Raw genomic sequence first — 18,192 nt, 5'->3', positions numbered from 1 at the left:
GTCAAGGAATCTGTGCGGGATCTAGGCACTTTATGGAGATTTATCGGAAATATTCATAAAAAAATAACCTATTCTTATCTAAGAAAGGTTACGTTAGGTATGTTGCTATTTTCGCTAAACACTCATCAATGATTTCATCAATAAATGAATCTGATGAATCATATTTTTTTAAAACTTTTAAGTTACGAGCTGTCCAATCTAACGATTTTACTTGGTCAGCTAACACTACGCCCGTTATTGGGAAACCACCGTCACCAAGGGGGATTCCTCCTTCTGGTAAGTTCACTTCAAAGGGATACCCCTTCTTTTGATTGGTTATTGGGCAGACGGCTACAAATCCTGTTGCTTGATTAAATTTTTTAGGTGATAAAACGATTGCAGTCCTTCTCCCTGCCTGCTCATGTCCTGCTTGCGGATTGAAGTTTAGGACAATTAAATCGCCTCGCTCTGGTACGTTTGCCATTAAATTAGCTCACGTCCTTCTGTCCCTAAATCAATTTCCTGGTGACGATTATCTGGAGTTATCTGGGCTATTAGTTCATCCAGTGTGTATTTCTTCCGTGCTCGTTTTGGTTTTAATGTGATGATACCTTCTTTTCCAATCACATTTAATTCCATTTCAGAACCTTGGTCGATACCTATTCTCTCAGCTGCCTCTTTAGGGATTCGGATTCCGAGACTGTTCCCCCATTTTTGAGCAATGACTGTAGACACATAGTCAACCCCTTTACCGTTGTTTTTTTGGGATTCAAAATCCTTCTTTGAGCCCATTATATCACCCCCAACCACACAAGTATATACATAGTATATACACAGAGCTAAGTTTTGATACTCCTATTTTTTGAGGTATATCCCTCTTTCACAACGATGCCATTTTCAAAAACCACGATTGGAATTATGTTGAAAATAGCTATTATTTGTTGGAAAATTTTATATAATAAGTTATAGGTAGAGCATCACTGGGTTTCAGCTGTGGTCTATCTTTATTTTTATAAAAAAAAGATAGGGGCGAAGTTTTCGATGGCCAATGATAATGGGGGTTTCTTTGATAAAGACAAGCAAACCGAGCCGAGACGGAAGGTTGAGCGAAAGCAAGGCGAACCGACGGCGGCGTTTAAAGGGGCGTCATGGGCGGCGTTGATGGTTGGGGTTGCCGCGTATCTCATCGGTTTGTTTAATGCGACGATGCAGTTAAACGAAAAAGGTTACTATTTTGCGGTTTTGGTGTTCGGGCTTTATGCGTCGGTATCGTTGCAAAAGGCGGTTCGGGATAAGGAAGAGGGCATTCCGGTGACAGCGATTTATTATGGGATTAGCTGGTTTGCGCTGGTTGTGTCGATTTCGTTGATGGCGATTGGGTTGTACAACGCCGGAAGTATTGTGTTGAGTGAAAAGGGCTTTTACGGGATGGCGTTTGTGCTTAGTTTGTTTGCGGCGATCACCGTGCAAAAGAATATTCGCGATACGCAGCAGGCTAGAGAAAGAGAATAGTAGTTTGCTAGAGATACCTGTCTCCTTTGTGGGGGCGGGTATTTTTTTGTGTTTGGCTCTGAGATAGCTGAATCGAATGATGATTTAGACGGAAAAATTCCGCTTAAATCGGGAAATACCCATATTTCCTTGAAAATAAGCGGAGGTTTTCCGTCTATTTGATTGAAATCTTTGAATTTTGTCCTATTTAGAGCAGTTAGTCGGAATTTCTCCGCTTATTTTGGCAATTTAGGCTTCCTCTTTTTCGATTAAACGGAATTTCTCCGTTTATGAATCCTCATACCTACAGGAAAACCAACTTTGAATTATGACGGAGCCTTGTTTTTGGGTCGCGGCTTGTCCCCTCTTCCCCCAATTTTTTTCGACGAGATTTTACAGATTTATTTTTTAGTAATAATGATATTTCAAGGGTTCGAAGGTTTTTATTTTAATAGAGATGGTGATTTTTCGGCATTTTTCTGGGGTTTTTGCGGGTTTTTGGCGATTTTTATTAAATTTATAAAATTCTAAATTTTTAGGAGGATTTTCTTTTCGTTTTCTCGAAATAGTAAAGCAGCATGTAAAGGAAGGGAGAGACTGGTTTGCAGATTATATTAGTGGTTGCGGTATTATCGTTGCTCTTGCTCTTCTTTAGTACTTTGTTGGTGTATACGAAGGTTGAGCGGAAGTCTCGCAGTAAGGTTGCGTTATTTGTTATAGCATATATTGGTATGGCCTATCCGGTTTTGTCCTCGGTGAGTGGAGAATTATCAAACCCGACGCATAGTGCGAATGAGGGGCTCGGGATGGCGTTTTTGTTCACGTGGGTGTTGACGGCGGCAATTTTTGTGTTTGCGCTAGTGTTTCGATATAAGCGAAATGAAGATGAAGAGTTGTATGTTTATAATAAGTGATTAGGATTGATATAGTGTTTGAGGCCGCTGGGAGGTTAGTCCTGGCGGTTTTTTTGTTGGGTTTTGTTTGCGATTTATTGTGTGCGTGGTTGAGCCTAAACCGAAAAAAGGTAATTTAGAGAGCTTCTGAGTGTTAGCTTGGGGTTGAATAATTAATGATGTTTACGATTGACGCCTTAATATTTGCGGTCATAGAAAATTATGTACTCAATAGGCCTCATTGGAGACCTATTTTTGGTCGTACTCTGAAAATTAGGTAGTCAATGGCAACTTCTCCCCCGCTATTTTTTTCTGTGATCGATTGAAAGCTTGGCGGGTGCCTCGGTTTTGTGGGGAGAATTTGGTATAATTAGATATTATGGATTTTTTAGAGGGGTTGGTTGTCCGTGTGGAAGATTTTAGGGAAACAGGAGAACCGTCCCCCTGTTTCTGAAGGGGTTGGTTGTTGTGGCGACCATTAATGAGTATACAGCGGAGATGTTGGATCAGGCGGCGCGGGATTTGAAGGGGCTGTTGCGACCGGAGGTCGCAGAGCATGTGAAGCTTGTGCAAAAGGGATTGATGATTTTTCGGCAAGGCTTGGTCCACCAGCTACGGTTTGATGGAGATCAGGCGACTGCTACGGTGCAGGATGTGACGCCGGTCTCGGTGCGACTGAATTTGGATGATTTAGCGGGGAGTTCGTGTTCGTGCCCTTCTGAGTCGTTTTGTCGGCACAGCTTAGCAGTATTTTTCAAAAGCTTGGAGCTTGCTGCTGGAAGTGTGGCGCAGTGGGTTGAGGAGTTTCGGCAGCCGAATGTGGAGAAAAGTGCGGTGGTGCTTTCGGGGTTGAAGACGGCGCGAGATTTGTTGAGGTCGAATAAACGGCCTGAGGCGGATTTTGATGCGTGGATGGCGAGTTTTACGCGGAATTTTGAGTCGATTATGTATGGGCAGGGTAAGCCGAATCCGTATGTGGTGAGTGATTTGTTTGCGGTTTATTGGCGCCGGGTGCGGGCGGATTCGCCGGTTGAGCAGGAGTGGCGGTATTTGTATGAGTTGGTGGCCGGGGTGCAGTCGTTTTTGCTTTTGGGTGAGTTGAGCCGGGAGTACGGGCATACGGCTTATATGGTGGATCGGTATTATCGTCATTTGTTTCATACGTTGATGGAGGACGCGGAGAAGGCGATGGCGCGGCTTGCGGTGTCGTCGATGCCGTTTGCGTTTGATGATTTTATTGTGAGGATGAAGGATGTTGCGCGCGATTTGTTGTTTGTGAATAAGGTGGTTGAGTATGAGGGGATTCACTTGTACCGATTGCTGTGGAGCGGGTTGTTGAAGAAGGCGGATTGGCGCAATGAGGAGCGGCAGTGGTTGTATCAGGCGTTTGAGCAGGCTGAGGATGATTTGGCGTTGAATATTGCGTTGGTGCATCAGCAGGTGTTGGCGCGGAATGATGAGCAGGCGCTTGAGGCGCTGGGCGAGTTGTCGGTGCGGGTGATGCCGTATTTGTTGTTTTGGTTGGAGGCGTTGAATGCGGAGAAGGATTGGAAGCGGGTTGCGCCGTATGTGGAGTTGTTCGTGGGCCGTTTGTATGAGTATTTGCAGATGTTGGCTGATTATGAGGCGGGGACGGATTTCACGGGGATGGCGTTGGATTTGATTTATCCGTATTGTGAGGCGGCGGGCCGGGGCGATTTGCTGGAGCGGACGATGGTGGTTTGTTTGCCTTATAGTTATCGGGTGTATGATTCGTTTTTATATAAGGAAGGTGCTTATCGAAAGTGGGCTGAGCTGCAGGCGATGATTGGGCTGGAGCTTTCGTATTTGGATAGTGAGCGGTTGAAGGAGATAGCCAAGCGTGAGCCTGATGCTCTCCTCCCTCTTTATCACCAGGCGATTCAGAGTCAGATTGATTTGAAGAATCGGGTTGGTTATCGGGCGGCGGTGCGGTTGTTGAAGAAGGTGCGGACGTTTTATAAGAAGTTGGACCGGTTGGATGAGTGGGAGCGATTTTTTGGGTTGTTGCAGGTGCAGACGCGGCGTTTGCGGGCGTTTCAGGAGGAATGTGTGCGAGGAAAGTTGATTAACGCTTAGGTCGAGTGGCGCAAGATTGGGCTTGGAGGACTGTCTCTCAGCGCGGTGATGCGGTGAAGTGACGGGGGACTGTCCCCCGGTGCGGTGGTGCGGTGATTTGGTAGGGGGTGTTGGTTTTTGCTTAGGTCGAGGTATATGAAGGTTCAGCTTTTCCCTTTTGATGGCGCTGACGATCGCCGGCGTTTTTTTGTGAAGGCTGTTGATGAGGATGGCGAGGTGGTTCCGGTTGCTGCGTGGAAGCATTTGTTGTTTTTCCATCATCGGGAGAGTGTGTATGGGACGATGTTGGAGGTTTCTGCGATTGGAGGCGCTGAGGGTGTTCTGGTCAATGGCTGGGAGCTGGTGACGCTGTTTAGTTCTGAGCCGTTCAATCGGTTTATTGAGTGGGACTGGGATGATTTGTCGCAGGTTGGCTTGGCGGCGGGTTCGGCGTTGTATGATGCGGTCGTTGAGCATGATTGGCTGCCGGATTTTGCGGCGTGGGAGTCGAGTGAGGAGTTTCGCTGGGCGGTGCCGGAACGTGTGTTGAGCGAGTTTGGTCCGGGGTTTTGGGAGCAGAAGCTGGTAGTGCGTGACGGCGCGGTTTTTGTGGTTGAGGATGATGAGGTCGGTGTGGATGGCGCGGATGGCCTGGGCGTTGCCGGGGGTTTTGTGGAATCGAAAGCTGCGGGCGGTGTTCCAGAGGGCGTGGCGCTTTCTGGAGTTCCTGGTGTGAAAGTTAGTGGCGCTGGGGCTTCGGGGGCGGATACGGATTTTGTGAAAGACGGAAGGCTGGAAGTCGAGCGGCCCCTGCTTGATTTTATCAAGGATTGGTATAATCAAGCGCTGGATGCGTATTTAGAGCAGGATGCTGAGATGAAGCAGATGTTTGGTGAGAGATTGGCGCATTTGCGGGAGTTGGGGATTTCGGCGCGGGCGCTTGCGCATTATTTCGATGAGGAGAGTTGGCGCCAATGGATTGGTCTGCGCGAGGATCCAACGCCGTTTACGGTGGGGCTGCAGCTTGAGGAGCCGGCTGAGGCGCATGAGTCTTGGAGTTTGAGTGTGTTTTTGCGCGGGAAGACGGGCGAGGATGCTTTGGCGTTGTTTTCGGTATGTGATATTGAGGGTGGTGCGGTGCCGCGTGAGTGGTTGCCGTTTGTGGACAGAGTTGAAGTTGATGAGCGACGCTTGATCGGGCTATTTCCGTGGCTTGAGGGTAAGAAGGGCCGGTTGACGACGGTGCTGACGGAGTTTGAGGCTTGGGAGTTTTTGACTGAGGCGAGTGAGACGTTGGTGGCACTTGGTGTGGAGATCCTCCTCCCTGCTTGGTGGCAGGCGATGAAGACCGCGAATTTGAAGGTGAAGGCGCGGGTGAAGGGTGCGTCGAGTCGGGGCCAGTCGTTTGTGGGGCTGTCGGCTTTGCTTGATTATGATTGGCGGTTTTCGATGAATGGTGTGGAGTTGTCGGAGGCGGAGTTTCAACAGATGGTTGATGAGAAGCGGCGCTTGGTGTTTGTGCGCGGGCGTTGGATTAAGCTTGATCCGCAGTTTATCCGGCAGATTCAGGATTTGATGAAGAAGGCTGATAAAGAAGGACTTCATGTGCGCGATTTGCTGGAGCAGGAGCTGCTTTCGGATACGGATGATGCGCATGGTGATGAGCTTGAGAATCCGAAGGCGTTCGCGAAGATTCAGATTGAGTTGAATCGGCAGTGGCGGCAGTTGGTGCAGCAGTTGAATGATACGAAGGAGATTCCGCTGGTACCGGTGCCGAGCGGTTTTGTCGGGGAGTTGCGACCGTATCAGGAGCTCGGAATGAGCTGGCTGTGGTTTTTGCGGCGGGTCGGTTTCGGGGCTTGTTTGGCCGATGATATGGGCTTGGGGAAAACGGTGCAGCTTCTGTCATATTTGCTTTTGGTAAAATCAGAAGGGTTGGTCGCGAGCGGACCGGCGTTGATTGTGTGTCCGACATCGGTGCTCGGGAACTGGCAAAAGGAGATTGAGCGATTTGCGCCGGAGATGCGGGTGTACTTGCATTATGGTTCTTCGCGTTTGAAGGGCGATGAGTTTCGGGCGCAGGTTGCCGGGTGTGATTTGGTTTTGACGTCGTATGGGTTAACGCATTTGGATTTTGCGGAGTTTGAGAGCGTTTCGTGGAGTACGATTGCGATTGATGAGGCGCAGAATATTAAGAACGCTGGGACGAAGCAGTCTCGGGCGGTGCGGAAGTTGCGCGGTGGCCATCATATTGCGTTGACAGGTACACCGATGGAGAATCGGTTGAGCGAGCTGTGGTCGATTTTTGATTTTATCAATCATGGGTATTTGGGCAGTTTGCCGCGCTTCCAGAAGCAGTTTGTGGCGCCAATTGAGAAGGATGGCGATAAGGATGCGGTTGAGCGGCTGCAGGGGCTGATTCGGCCATTCTTGTTGCGGCGGACGAAGAAGGATGAGGATGTGGCGCTCGATTTGCCGGATAAGTTGGAGCAGAAGGAGTATTGCCCGTTAACGGCGGAGCAGGCGTCGTTGTATGAGCAGCTGGTGAAGGATACGTTTAGTGAGATTGAGTCTTTAAGCGGTTTTGAGCGGAAGGGCTTGATTTTGCAGATGTTGGGGCGGTTGAAGCAGCTGTGTAATCATCCGGCGTTGTATTTGAAAGAGCCGCGGCCAGCACATTTATTGGAGCGGTCTTCGAAGCTGGAGAAGTTGGTTGAGTTGGTTGATGCGGTACTTGCTGGCGGCGAGAGCTGTTTGATTTTTACCCAGTATATTGAGATGGGTGAGATGATTCGCAAGGTGGTGCGGTCGCGCTTTGGTGTGGAGGTGCCGTTTTTGAATGGATCGGTGCCGAAGCAGCAGCGGGATGTGATGATTGAGCGGTTCCAGGAGCGGGAGTTTCCGGTGTTCTTGCTGAGTTTGAAGGCTGGCGGGACGGGCTTGAATTTGACGGCAGCGAATCATGTGATTCATTACGACCGTTGGTGGAATCCGGCGGTGGAGAATCAGGCGACGGACCGGGCGTACCGGATTGGGCAGGACCGGTTTGTGCATGTGCATAAATTGATTTCGACGGGGACACTTGAGGAGAAGATTGATGCGATGCTCGAGAAGAAGCAGTCGTTGAATGAGCAGATTATTCAGAGTGAGAGCTGGATTACGGAGCTTGGCGATCAGGAGCTTGAGGATTTGTTGAGTTTGGGGTAATAACTTTATAACAATTTAAGTTTATATTCATGTTCCACTCCGTTTAAGTATTGTACTTTACGAAAAAAACAAGCCCACTAATATTAGTGGGCTCAAATGGTAGAACTTTGATGGAATGAAATTATTTTACAATATAAAACACACTAATCACTCTGTATGCTTTGTATTTTTTGTTAACAATTGTAATTTTCCTTTTAATATTTATTCATATTAGTCATTTTTAAAGCTAAAAAAACTTTTAAAGACCATTTTAATTGAATAAAATTTTTAATTTATTGTAGAAATTAGTCTACAAAGTCCTGCTGCAATTTATTTTGATATTTATGAACTAATGCCGGTACGTTACGAATATAATTTTGTGTTTCTGAAATATACAAATACCTCATATTGAGCACATTTCCAGGACCAGCATTATAGGCAGCCAATGCCAATTCTAAACTCCCAAAACGATTAAGCTGCAAGGCTATATATTTTGTTCCACCATCTATGTTTTGGGCAGGGTCGTAAGGATTTATGCCTAATCCCTCTGCAGTTTTTGGCATTAACTGCATCAAACCGATGGCACCAGCCGAGCTATTGGCATCTGGATTACCACCAGATTCTTGTTCGATAATAGCTGCAATTATCGCTGGATCAATTCCGTATTTTGATGAGGCAGCATATATTTCCTTTCCCCACCTTAATACATTGTCCGTAGAGTCATAAGGAATGACGACAGGCTCGTTATCTATTACCTTTACTATCATTGGTTTACCATCCTCTGTCATAATTCTCACAGCAATCGTTTCTCCAAGCGCTTTAAAACCGTCACTTATATTCTTTTTTAGAATATCCCAATCTGATAAAACAATTTTTGGGTCTGTTACCTGTTTTTCATCAACTTCTAATTCGTTTACAGGTAAATCCTTGTATTTGCTCTTCTTTGAGATTTCTCCTTCAATACTTGTTAACTGAGTATTATGGGCACCGCTGTCAAAGCCAATTTTTGAACCCAACAATTGAACAGTGTTTCTTATGTTGGTTTTAAAAACTAGATATCTTTCTTTTTTATATTCTATTGTATCTTCGATGCTTACTCTTCCCTGTTGCAAGGGTAGATTACTTTGCTGACTAACAGGTTCATGACGAGCAATCTTTTCAATGAACCAATTCTCCATGGGTACCCAATTTACTTTCCCTGCAAAATAAGTAACCAGAGCAATTATTCCAATCAAAATCAAGATTTTTCGAGTAATCTTCCAGACAAAAACTGTTAAAACACGCTTGAATTTTTTAAAATTTGCCAAAAAGCGTTTATTCATGCTGTATTCCTCACTTAAGTAAATTGTGTACTTTTTGGTAAAAAACTTACGCAATTATTTTTGAGAGTAACTTAGTATCATTAATTACATTTTCATTTTTATCATACATACTAGATTAGTAATTTGATTTGTATTTTTAGTGAAATATTAAATACTAGACTTTAAACATTATTTGGTTATGATTTAATGCACTAAGGCATTGGGGGACTGTCCCCCAATGCGGTGAAGAAATGAAGGAGAATTTCGATAAATCCAATGAGTTTAATGGCAATTTGTTTACCTATTGTGATTGTTATTTTAGTGATGATTGGTTTTTATAAGGTTTTTTGGAAGAAGAAGAGTGTCACACCCTTTTATACCCCTTTTGATGAAATTACTGGACAATCTCAGGTGGCTTTTCATGAGAAACAGGAAATTATTGTTGAAGATGAGGATCGGGGCGACGATAAGGATAAAAATGAGAAATAGTTTTTTGGGATTTTTGATTATGATAACAAGGCGTTCTGGCGGGAGATTTAGCTTCTGGGATGCCTTTTTTGTTGGTTTTGGTTTTGGTTTTGGTTTTGGTCGGCACTGTTGAAACTGAACTTTCCACCCCGATTACTATCACGCAGTAAAGCGCTGGGGGACTGTCCCCCATTGCGGTGATGTCGCAAAGCGTCAACACCCAAAAATTGGAATTTAACACAAAAGCCCATCACCATATTTTTGCATTTTTTATATACTACAGTGTGTCGCTATAGATAGCTGACTGATAACACCCTATTGTTTTAGGACATTTAATAATTTCAAAGGGAGATGTTTTAATTGGTAGTTGGCTTTTTACGAGAAAATAAAATTGCGGCTGGAATTCTAACATTACTTCGCCTTTATCTTGGTTACTCCTGGTTAGTGGCTGGCTGGGGAAAGTTAACTGGGGATGGCTTTGATGCAACAGGATATTTGAAAAATGCAATCGCCAACCCAGTAAAAGGACCTGATGGCGATTTGGTCTATAGTTGGTATGTTCATTTCTTAGAAAATATTGCTCTCCAAAATGTTGATTTCTTTAACACGATTGTTCCTTTAGGAGAATTCTTAATAGGAATGGGGTTAATTGTCGGATGCTTTACCACAGTAGCCATGTTTTTCGGAATAGTCATGAACTTCTCATTTTTCTTAGCTGGAACTGTATCCCACAATCCAACAGATATATTCTTAGGATTCATCATACTATTCTCTGGGTTTAATGCAGGGAAATTTGGTTTAGACTACTGGGTTGTTCCATATATTCGTAAAATGGTATTTAAAAAAACGGGATGAATTAGTTAATAGTGCAAAAGAGGCTGGATTAGTTGGGGGCTTTAATACAATAAAGCATTGGGGGACTGTCCCCCCATGCGGTGAAGTGATGAAGGAGAAAAAGTTTTTTTGGAATTTTGATTATGATAACTAGGCGTTCTGGCGGGAAATTTAGCTGCTGGAATGCCTTTTTTGTGTGTTGGTTTTGGTTGGCACTGCTATAAACTAAACTTTCCACTCCGATTGATTTCACGCAGTAAAGCATCGGGGGACAGTCCCCCGATGCGGTGATACGGTGAAGCGGCGTGCTCTGGAGCAATGTGCTTCGATGAATTAAAAGTATTATTTTTCCAGTAGAGGAAACCTTACACAAAATATAAACGTATATATTAAGACTGGGGTCTTACTAAACTATTAAATATTTAAATGGAGGTATTTCGTGAAAATAAGTAACAAATTGCCAAAGTATAATCAGAGTTTACATTCTGAATTGATTAAAAATGAATGGGTTCCATTGAAAGAACCTAGAAATTTAATAAGTACTTTTTTATTATCTATTCCTTTAATGATTATCAATGGAATTTTCTCTATAGGGATATTGAACATTTTTTCTAATGTTTCGCTGAAGGACTTTGGTATATATCCTAATTCGGTTTCATTTACAATAAATTTAGAAATAATATTATTTACAATACTACTTGTCATTTTTCACGAATTTCTTCATTTGATATTCATTCCAAATTTTATCAAATCAAAAAATACTATTATTGGGATTCATTGGTTAGGTGGTTTCGTCGCCACTGAAGAAAAGATTCAAAAATCAAGATTTATACTGGTTGCAGTAGCACCATTTGTAATCATTTCAGTTGTTTTGACGATTATCTTGGGGGTTTGTGGATTATTAAATTCTACTTTAAAATCCTTGGTAATACTAAATTCTTTAGCATCATCAGTAGATATACTGTTATTTCTTCTGATTATTACTCAAGTTCCTAAGAATGGATTGTTAATAAGTAACGGAAATAAGACCTATTGGAAAAGCTAACGGGCTTCAAAATTGAAATCTGTAGCGGTGGTGCGTTAAAGCAGTGGGGGACTGTCCCCCACTGCGGTGAAGGGGTGAAGCCCCATTTTATATCCGCTCTTTTTTTATTCCTGCACTATTTGTTAATCACTATTGATAGTTTGTAATTTACATAGTTTCCAAGGCCGCTCAGAAATTCATCCAATCTCTCATTGGATGGAAATTTACATTCAAGCAGGTAACAACTATCTCCACTGATTTTGTAGTTATTGATTACATATTGTTCTTGGGTCTTTAAGAATGCGAGATATGGTTGATGGTGAGCGCTTTTCGTGTAAATATTGATGATGGCGTGAACAAGAAACCCCAGTTTCACTTGGTTGATTTTAATAGTATATCCCTCAATAATGCCGCTATCTTCTAACTTGGCGACTCGCGCTGATGCTGCCTGCCCAGTCAAGTGGACCTTCTCACCCAGTTCTTTCATCTTGATGCGACCGTTCTTGGATAGTTCATCTAAAATCCGCATATCTGTACTATCTAACATGGTTTCAACTCCTTTCATTTTTCAAGCTAAACCGCATAAAGACTTGATTTCATCTATGTAAGGGTTATTGGGTCATAGTATAAACTATACGTAATCCTAAGAAAAGGAGTTAAAAAATATGAATATACAACTAATCCGTAATGCTACATTAGTAGTTCAATATGCAGGCAAAAGGTTTTTAATAGATCCATTTTTAGCAGAAAAGGGTAGTTACCCGCCATTCCTCCCTTCATTACGGGTATGCCAGAAAAATCCTTTAGTCAGTTTACCTATTTCCATTGGTGAGATCATAAGGAACCTAGATGCTGTCATCGTTACTCATTTACATTTAGATCACTGGGATGATACTGCAAAAGCGGTATTGCCTAAGGGGATCAAAGTGTTTGTGCAAAATGAAGCGGATGCAGATGAAGTAAGAAATGTCGGTTTTGTAAATGTTGAAGTTTTACATGATGATACAGTCTTTGACGACGGTATCCAGTTAAGTAAAACAAAGGGCAAGCACGGAAGAGGAGAAATATTAAAACGTACCGGTCAGGTAAGTGGGGTTGTTTTCAAACACTCCAATGAAAAAACGCTTTATGTAGCTGGTGACACGGTATGGTATGATGCTGTCGATGCAGCTATAAAAACACATAAACCAGATATTATTGTGGTTAATGGTGGAGATAATCAGTTCCTCGTGGGTGGCTCTTTAGTAATGGGGAAAGATGATATTTATCAAGTTTATCAGGCTGCGCCTGAGGCCAAAATTATTTCAGTTCATATGGAGGCTGTCAATCATTGGGGGTTATCCCGAGAAGAGCTTAAAAGCTTTATTAATGAAAAAGGACTCTCAACTAATGTCTTCGTACCAGATGATGGAGAATCCTATACATTTTGATTATCTAATAATTTTCTCTTTAACACTTTACCGCATCGGGGGACTGTCCCCCGATGCGGTACTGCGCTAAAGCGGTGGGGGACTGTCCCCCACCGCTTTAGCGTGTTAAAAAGTTTATGTTTAGTTAAGGAGTTGGTAGAGGATTCCTTTGTATTTGAGATCGAGTAAGGCGGCGATGATGAAGAGGATGATGAGTGTTAGTATGATTGTTTTTTTGTTCTTTGTAATCCAGTTCAATTGATTTCCCTCCATTGGCGGTTTCTTATGCGCAATATGATTATTATACTACCATGACATTGAAAGCCCACCAAAAATTTGGTGGGCTTCTCTTCTTTAATCTACATTTGCCTCTAGGCTGCTTTAACGCTTTAAACCGTCGGGGGACTGTCCCCCGCTGCTTTGCTGCGCTGAAGCGTGGCGGCGGCGGTTGACGACGTTGATGGCTCCGGAGGCAGAGATGACGCTGCCGGTGATGAGGTCCGAGTCGTCTTCGCACAGGAATTTAATCAGGCGGGCGATGTCTTCACCAGTGCCGGAGCGACCGATTGGCGTATTGGCCGGGTCAGGCTCCGATGAAGTTCGGGCAGTGACAATGTCGCTCTCCTTCATGTCACCTTGGATGTCACCTGGGCAGACCATGTTTGCGGTAATGCCGTGAGCTGCTTCTTCAATGGCAATCGATCGCGTGAGTGAAACAAGGCCAACTTTGGCAGCACCATAGGCCGAGCGATAGAGCCAACCCGGTGTGTGCTCAGCATCCTGAAAGCCATAGGTAATGATCCGGCCAAACTTCTGCGCACGCATGATCGGAATGACTAGTTTGGCAAAGTGATAGACAGCACTTAAGTTGCCGCTAATAATCATGTCCCATTCCTCGTCTTCGTAATCAACGAGCTTTTTCTGTTCGTATACATAAGGGCCAGCATTATTGACCAGGTAGTCGATGCGGCCGAAACGATTCATCGCTTCGCTAACAATGTTCTCGATATCGGCTTTCTTCGTAATGTCGCCTTGAACAAATTGGAGACGGTCCTGGTAATGGGACCATTCTTCTTTAAGTTCCGTTACTCTGGTGTGGTCACTGCGATAGTTTACCGTAACAGAGCAGCCACTCTTGAGGAATGCCTCGGTGACCTTTTTCCCGAGTCCTTTGGAACCAGCGGTGATAATTGCATGTTTCAACCTATTACCCCCCTTTTAAAATCGAGATTGTCTTTCTAGAAGGGTTAGAAATTCCAGACGAGCGCTGGCATCGTTTGCGTATAAACCCCTTACTGCCGTGGTGGATGTCGAGGCTGCCGTTTTTTTGATACCACGGCCGCACATGCACATATGCTTCGCCTCAATGACAACCATAACTCCTTGTGGTTCTAGGATTTCCTCGATGGCGTCCGCGATTTGATTGGTTAGGCGCTCCTGAACCTGAAATCTTTTCGCATAGCCTTCAACAAGTCGGCCTAGCTTTGATAGACCTGTGATTTTGCTGCCAGGAATGTAGCCAACATGGGCCACTCCGAAAAATGGTGCAAAGTGGTGCTCGCACATGGAGTAAAATTCGATGTCCTTGACCATGACGATTTCCTGATGATTGACGTCGAAGGTCTTTTTGAGATGCTCTTTCGGGTCTTCTTTGTAACCCTCTGTGTACTCGAGGAATGCTTTTAAGACTCGGAGCGGTGTTTCTTGGAGCCCATCACGGTTTGGGTCGTCGCCGCAAAGTGCCATTAAATCTTTTAAGGCTTTCATGAAATTTTGGGCTTGTTCTATGCTTTTTCCGTCTTTGTTTAATTTTCCAAATAGCTCAAGGTTTTCTTTTAACATTGTATGCTCGATAGACATGATTTCTGTCTCTCCTTTTATTCATTCTCGTATGGATAAGGTGTCTGTCGTTTTTATTTTTTATAAAAATAAATCTGATGGTTATTTTATCAAGAATATTCGGTTATTAAAATTAATTAGCTTGTGAAGTTACTAGCTAGGCCGGGCAGGGTTAGAAAGTGTGTGAGCATTTTACCTTGATGTCCAAGCACATTTTTATTTTTCTCATATATTGATAGTGGAGGTGATAATCAAGATGGTTAAGATATTTATTGATCCTGGGCATGGTGGGTCAGATTCGGGCGCTGTTGGAAATGGCTTACAAGAGAAGAACTTGACGCTGCAGATTGCTTCAGGTGTCAGACATATTTTGGAGAATGAATATGTTGGAGTGTCGGTGTTGATGAGCCGGACGGGTGACCAGACGGTGAGTTTGTCGCAGCGGACGAATGCGGCGAACAGTTGGGGCGCAGATTATTATCTATCCATTCATATTAACAGCGGCGGTGGGACTGGCTTTGAGAGCTATATATACCCTGGTGTGGGGGCGCCGACGACGACGTATCGGAACGCGATTCACGATGAGGTGTTGAAGGTTGTGAATTTCGTTGATCGCGGTAAGAAGAGTGCAGACTTCCACGTGTTGCGCGAGTCAAATATGGATGCCGTTTTAACAGAAAATGGGTTTATTGATAATATCAATGATGCGACGAAATTGCGGTCTGCTAGTTTCATAGATGCGTTGGCGCGGGGACATGCCAATGGCTTGGCGCGGGCGTTTAATTTGCAGAAGAAACCGGCACCGGCACCAGCACCATCGCCGAATCCATCAGTTTTGTACAAGGTGCAAATTGGGGCGTTCAAGGTGAAGGAGAATGCCGATAAGCTTGCTGGGGACGCTCGGTCGAAGGGGTTCGATGCGGTCGTATTGCTGCGGGACGGACTCTATAAAGTGCAAATTGGCGCGTTCAAGGATAAGGCCAATGCGGATGCGCTTGTCATGCGGGCCAAAAACGCCGGCTTCTCAGCATTTGTAGTCGCAGAGTGATGTAGTGCTTTAAAGTGCTGGGGGACAGTCCCCCAGCGCAGCAACGTGGTAAAGCAGCGGGGGACTGTCCCCCACTGCTTTGCTGCGTTACAGCGGTATGAGCTAACTATTTTTATTTTTATAAAAAAAGGGTGTTCAAAAGGTCTCAAGTAAAAACCTTCGAACACCCTAATTGATTTAATGTCCACTCATTAACGCTGGATCTGGCTGGTCATGCTCGGCAGTTGCTTCTTCCGCCTCAGGGACCTGTTTCGGCTTGCGAAGCAGGAGACTGAACAGAAAGCCAACTATCGCCAAGCTCGCTGCTAGGAAATACGTATCGCCAAATCCGGCTGTGGCAGCTTCGGCTGGATTGACGCCCTTCGCCACGTCCTTCATATGTGTATCGATTTGCGAGGTTAAGTATCCTGTAAGACCAGCAACGGCAAAAGAAACGACGACCTGTTGCGCGGCAGTCGTTAGCGGCGTGACCCTGCTAACTAAGCGGCGCGGTGCCGAGTTCAATACATGCGTGTTAACCGGCATCATCGTTAGCCCCATTCCGCTTCCCATTAAAAATAAAGAAAACAGAATCATGCCAAGACTGGTGTCCACGGTAATGCGCGATAGTAAAAATAAGCCGGTTGAAATGATGCCTAACCCGGTAAATGCTAATGGTCGAGCGCCCACCTTATCAAATAACCGGCCGCCAATCGGCATGAAAATTCCTGATGCTAAAGCCTGTGGCAGCAAAATCAAGCCTGTTTCAAGAGCGGTATAGCCTCTTAGCTGCTGCAAGTACAACGGCGTTAAAATCATCGAGCCAAATAACGCAATTTGGGCCATCCAGGCCAGAATAATTCCTCGGGTAAAATCGGACGAGCGAAATACGCGCAACTCTAATAACGGCTGTTTTTGCATGAGCTCGACGACGATGAAGATGAGCAATGCCCCTCCCCCAACGCTTAAACCGACGATGGTATTCGTCGAAGTCCAACTCGTTCCGCCCTCACTGACACCGTATGTCAGCATCGCAAAGGCAATCGGCGCAATCAGCATTCCAATTTTATCAAGATGTGGTGCTTCATGTGGTTCCCCTTTTGGAAGGTATTTCATTCCGACAATCAAGGCGATGATGCCGATTGGCAGATTAATCATGAAAATCCAGTGCCAGCTAACATAGTCAACAAGCCAACCTGATAAAACCGGACCGAGCGCCGGCGCAAGCAGCATCGGCACCCCAAGCATTCCCATGATGGATCCCCGTTTATGAGGCGGAGCAAGTTTAAAGACCATCGCCATCCCGATTGGCGCAACCATTCCGCCACCCAAGCCCTGAATAACCCGGAAAGCGATTAATTGGCTCGGTGATTGGGCAATCGCACAAAGCACAGATCCCATTGTAAATAAAGCAATCGTAATCAGAAAGATTTTCTTGGCGCCAAATTTATCTGTCATCCATCCCGCGAGTGGAATAACGGCAGATAGCGCTAATGTGTAACCAGTTACCGTCCATTGAACAGTTTTCAGATCGGTATCAAAATAATCCACTAATTTCGGTATGGCCACATTAACGACTGTGCTATCTAAAATAACCATAATCATCCCAATAATGACCGCAAGCAGCGGCGCAAGAATTGATTTGACCGAGAACTCTTGTGATCCAGACACGTTTTTCTCTGTTAGTGTGTTTGTCATCTAACTTCACACAACTTTCTTTTAGGTAAATTTTTTTGTGATTTGATAAAGCTGTAAGATTTTTGATGAGTCTTAAGATTTATTTTTTAAAATTAAACAGCGTTTAAAACAACGTTTAACTAGAGATTAAATTTACTTTCTTTTTTGCTTCCTGTCAAGAAAAAAACGCATTTGAAAAGGTGGACAGATCGTAGTGGCTACACATGCTTTTTAAGATTATGCTAAAATTAAACTGTTGTTTAATTTTAATGTTCAATTCATGATGAATTTTGATAGGAGAGTTTATAGATGAGTCTAGGTTCCGATAAAGACATAAAAACGAAGGATGCCATCTTAAATGCCACTCTGGAACTAATCAAGGAAGAGGGGTTGGAGAAGGTCACCTTACGCAAAATAGCGGCGCTAGCTAATGTGAATCTCGCTTTAATCAATTACTATTTCGGCTCAAAGGAGAAGTTAATGAATGAGGCCTTAAAGGGGTTAGTCATTACTTTCCGCGAGGCTTTTGTTATTCTCGATGATTTGTCGCTTTCCGCATTGGATCGATTGCGGTTTTTTCTGCTCGAATATGCTCAGTCCTTCATGAAATATCCTGAGCTTCTCCGGGAAATTTTCGGGAGGAGTACGGTGCTGTTTGATGAGCAGCTTGAGTATAAAAATTATATGAGGACGTTAGGCCTAAACAAAATTAAAGCCACAATTACCGAGATTACCGGCGAAGAGGATGATGAACTCCTGATGCTTATGATTTTGCAGATGATGGCCGCTACCTTCTTCCCAACGCTTGTGAGCTGCAAGAAAAATGTGAGCCAGATTTGGAGCCCGCTCCCGATCCAGCAACAAATCGACTTTCTCTTCTCACACTACTTCGCCAAATACACTCAAACCGTTTAACACGGTGAAGCAGCGGGGGACAGTCCCCCGCCGCTTTAATGCGCTGAAGCGATGGGGGACTGTCCCCCATCAC

The 18,192-nt window shown here is 44.4% G+C and carries 17 protein-coding genes; 10 read left to right on the top strand and 7 right to left on the bottom strand.

Annotation, left to right across the window (positions count from 1 at the left end; genetic code table 11):
* Nucleotides 1-88: 88 nt before the first annotated feature.
* Nucleotides 89-463, bottom strand: a complete 375-nt coding sequence (locus HHO41_RS07575; RefSeq protein ID WP_169097097.1) for a type II toxin-antitoxin system PemK/MazF family toxin — start codon at nucleotides 461-463, stop codon at nucleotides 89-91.
* Nucleotides 463-771 (bottom strand): AbrB/MazE/SpoVT family DNA-binding domain-containing protein, encoded by a 309-nt coding sequence (locus HHO41_RS07570; RefSeq protein WP_169097095.1) that lies wholly within the window; start codon nucleotides 769-771, stop codon nucleotides 463-465. Before HHO41_RS07570 ends, HHO41_RS07575 begins: the two co-directional genes overlap by 1 nt.
* Nucleotides 772-1,020: 249 nt before the next feature.
* Between HHO41_RS07570 and yiaA the strand changes: the two genes are divergently transcribed.
* The 4 genes from yiaA to HHO41_RS07550 all read left to right on the top strand — a co-directional run bounded on the left by yiaA (nucleotide 1,021) and on the right by HHO41_RS07550 (nucleotide 7,646).
* Nucleotides 1,021-1,491: an inner membrane protein YiaA gene (gene yiaA / locus HHO41_RS07565; RefSeq protein WP_169097093.1), complete on the top strand. Its 471-nt coding sequence runs from the start codon at nucleotides 1,021-1,023 to the stop codon at nucleotides 1,489-1,491.
* A 581-nt stretch (nucleotides 1,492-2,072) separates the two neighbouring features.
* A complete protein-coding gene (locus tag HHO41_RS07560) occupies nucleotides 2,073-2,384 on the top strand; it encodes a hypothetical protein (protein WP_169097091.1) in 312 nt (103 codons plus the stop codon).
* A gap of 447 nt (nucleotides 2,385-2,831) precedes the next feature.
* The gene (locus tag HHO41_RS07555) at nucleotides 2,832-4,460 is read left to right on the top strand and encodes an SWIM zinc finger family protein (RefSeq protein WP_169097089.1); all 1,629 of its coding nucleotides are present in this window, start codon (nucleotides 2,832-2,834) and stop codon (nucleotides 4,458-4,460) included.
* Nucleotides 4,461-4,595: 135 nt separating this feature from the next.
* Complete coding sequence (locus HHO41_RS07550; RefSeq protein ID WP_169097088.1) at nucleotides 4,596-7,646, top strand: DEAD/DEAH box helicase; 3,051 nt, start codon at nucleotides 4,596-4,598, stop codon at nucleotides 7,644-7,646.
* A gap of 284 nt (nucleotides 7,647-7,930) precedes the next feature.
* Here the strand turns inward: HHO41_RS07550 and HHO41_RS22720 are convergent, their stop codons facing one another.
* Complete coding sequence (locus tag HHO41_RS22720) at nucleotides 7,931-8,947, bottom strand: transglycosylase SLT domain-containing protein (protein ID WP_169097087.1); 1,017 nt, start codon at nucleotides 8,945-8,947, stop codon at nucleotides 7,931-7,933.
* A 246-nt stretch (nucleotides 8,948-9,193) separates the two neighbouring features.
* Here HHO41_RS22720 and HHO41_RS07540 point away from each other — a divergent pair, with 246 nt between their 5' ends.
* The 3 genes from HHO41_RS07540 to HHO41_RS07530 all read left to right on the top strand — a co-directional run bounded on the left by HHO41_RS07540 (nucleotide 9,194) and on the right by HHO41_RS07530 (nucleotide 11,273).
* The gene (locus HHO41_RS07540; RefSeq protein ID WP_481747089.1) at nucleotides 9,194-9,415 is read left to right on the top strand and encodes a DUF3951 domain-containing protein; all 222 of its coding nucleotides are present in this window, start codon (nucleotides 9,194-9,196) and stop codon (nucleotides 9,413-9,415) included.
* Nucleotides 9,416-9,754: 339 nt separating this feature from the next.
* Nucleotides 9,755-10,249: a DoxX family protein gene (locus tag HHO41_RS07535; RefSeq protein WP_169097085.1), complete on the top strand. Its 495-nt coding sequence runs from the start codon at nucleotides 9,755-9,757 to the stop codon at nucleotides 10,247-10,249.
* Between the two features lie 418 nt (nucleotides 10,250-10,667).
* Nucleotides 10,668-11,273: a metalloprotease family protein gene (locus tag HHO41_RS07530; protein ID WP_169097084.1), complete on the top strand. Its 606-nt coding sequence runs from the start codon at nucleotides 10,668-10,670 to the stop codon at nucleotides 11,271-11,273.
* A gap of 115 nt (nucleotides 11,274-11,388) precedes the next feature.
* Here the strand turns inward: HHO41_RS07530 and HHO41_RS07525 are convergent, their stop codons facing one another.
* A complete protein-coding gene (locus HHO41_RS07525) occupies nucleotides 11,389-11,799 on the bottom strand; it encodes an Lrp/AsnC family transcriptional regulator (protein WP_169097083.1) in 411 nt (136 codons plus the stop codon).
* Between the two features lie 118 nt (nucleotides 11,800-11,917).
* Here HHO41_RS07525 and HHO41_RS07520 point away from each other — a divergent pair, with 118 nt between their 5' ends.
* Complete coding sequence (locus HHO41_RS07520) at nucleotides 11,918-12,682, top strand: MBL fold metallo-hydrolase (RefSeq protein WP_169097082.1); 765 nt, start codon at nucleotides 11,918-11,920, stop codon at nucleotides 12,680-12,682.
* A 360-nt stretch (nucleotides 12,683-13,042) separates the two neighbouring features.
* Here the strand turns inward: HHO41_RS07520 and HHO41_RS07515 are convergent, their stop codons facing one another.
* Complete coding sequence (locus HHO41_RS07515) at nucleotides 13,043-13,864, bottom strand: SDR family oxidoreductase (RefSeq protein WP_169097081.1); 822 nt, start codon at nucleotides 13,862-13,864, stop codon at nucleotides 13,043-13,045.
* Between the two features lie 15 nt (nucleotides 13,865-13,879).
* A complete protein-coding gene (gene folE / locus HHO41_RS07510; RefSeq protein ID WP_248278399.1) occupies nucleotides 13,880-14,428 on the bottom strand; it encodes a GTP cyclohydrolase I FolE in 549 nt (182 codons plus the stop codon).
* A gap of 328 nt (nucleotides 14,429-14,756) precedes the next feature.
* Here folE and HHO41_RS07505 point away from each other — a divergent pair, with 328 nt between their 5' ends.
* Nucleotides 14,757-15,548, top strand: a complete 792-nt coding sequence (locus tag HHO41_RS07505) for an N-acetylmuramoyl-L-alanine amidase (protein WP_169097079.1) — start codon at nucleotides 14,757-14,759, stop codon at nucleotides 15,546-15,548.
* Nucleotides 15,549-15,725: 177 nt separating this feature from the next.
* Here HHO41_RS07505 and HHO41_RS07500 read toward each other — a convergent pair whose 3' ends face one another.
* Nucleotides 15,726-17,225, bottom strand: coding sequence for a DHA2 family efflux MFS transporter permease subunit (locus HHO41_RS07500; RefSeq protein ID WP_169097078.1), 1,500 nt, complete (start codon nucleotides 17,223-17,225; stop codon nucleotides 15,726-15,728).
* A 288-nt stretch (nucleotides 17,226-17,513) separates the two neighbouring features.
* Here HHO41_RS07500 and HHO41_RS07495 point away from each other — a divergent pair, with 288 nt between their 5' ends.
* On the top strand, nucleotides 17,514-18,119 hold the full coding sequence (locus tag HHO41_RS07495) for a TetR/AcrR family transcriptional regulator (RefSeq protein WP_169097076.1): 606 nt from the start codon (nucleotides 17,514-17,516) through the stop codon (nucleotides 18,117-18,119).
* Nucleotides 18,120-18,192 lie beyond the last annotated feature (73 nt).

The sequence above is a fragment of the Bacillus sp. DNRA2 genome (assembly GCF_012843265.1).
In the GTDB taxonomy this organism is placed as follows: domain Bacteria; phylum Bacillota; class Bacilli; order Bacillales; family Cytobacillaceae; genus Bacillus_BU.
Note: the sequence above shows the minus strand (reverse complement) of the source record. Positions and strands in the feature narration are given on the sequence as shown.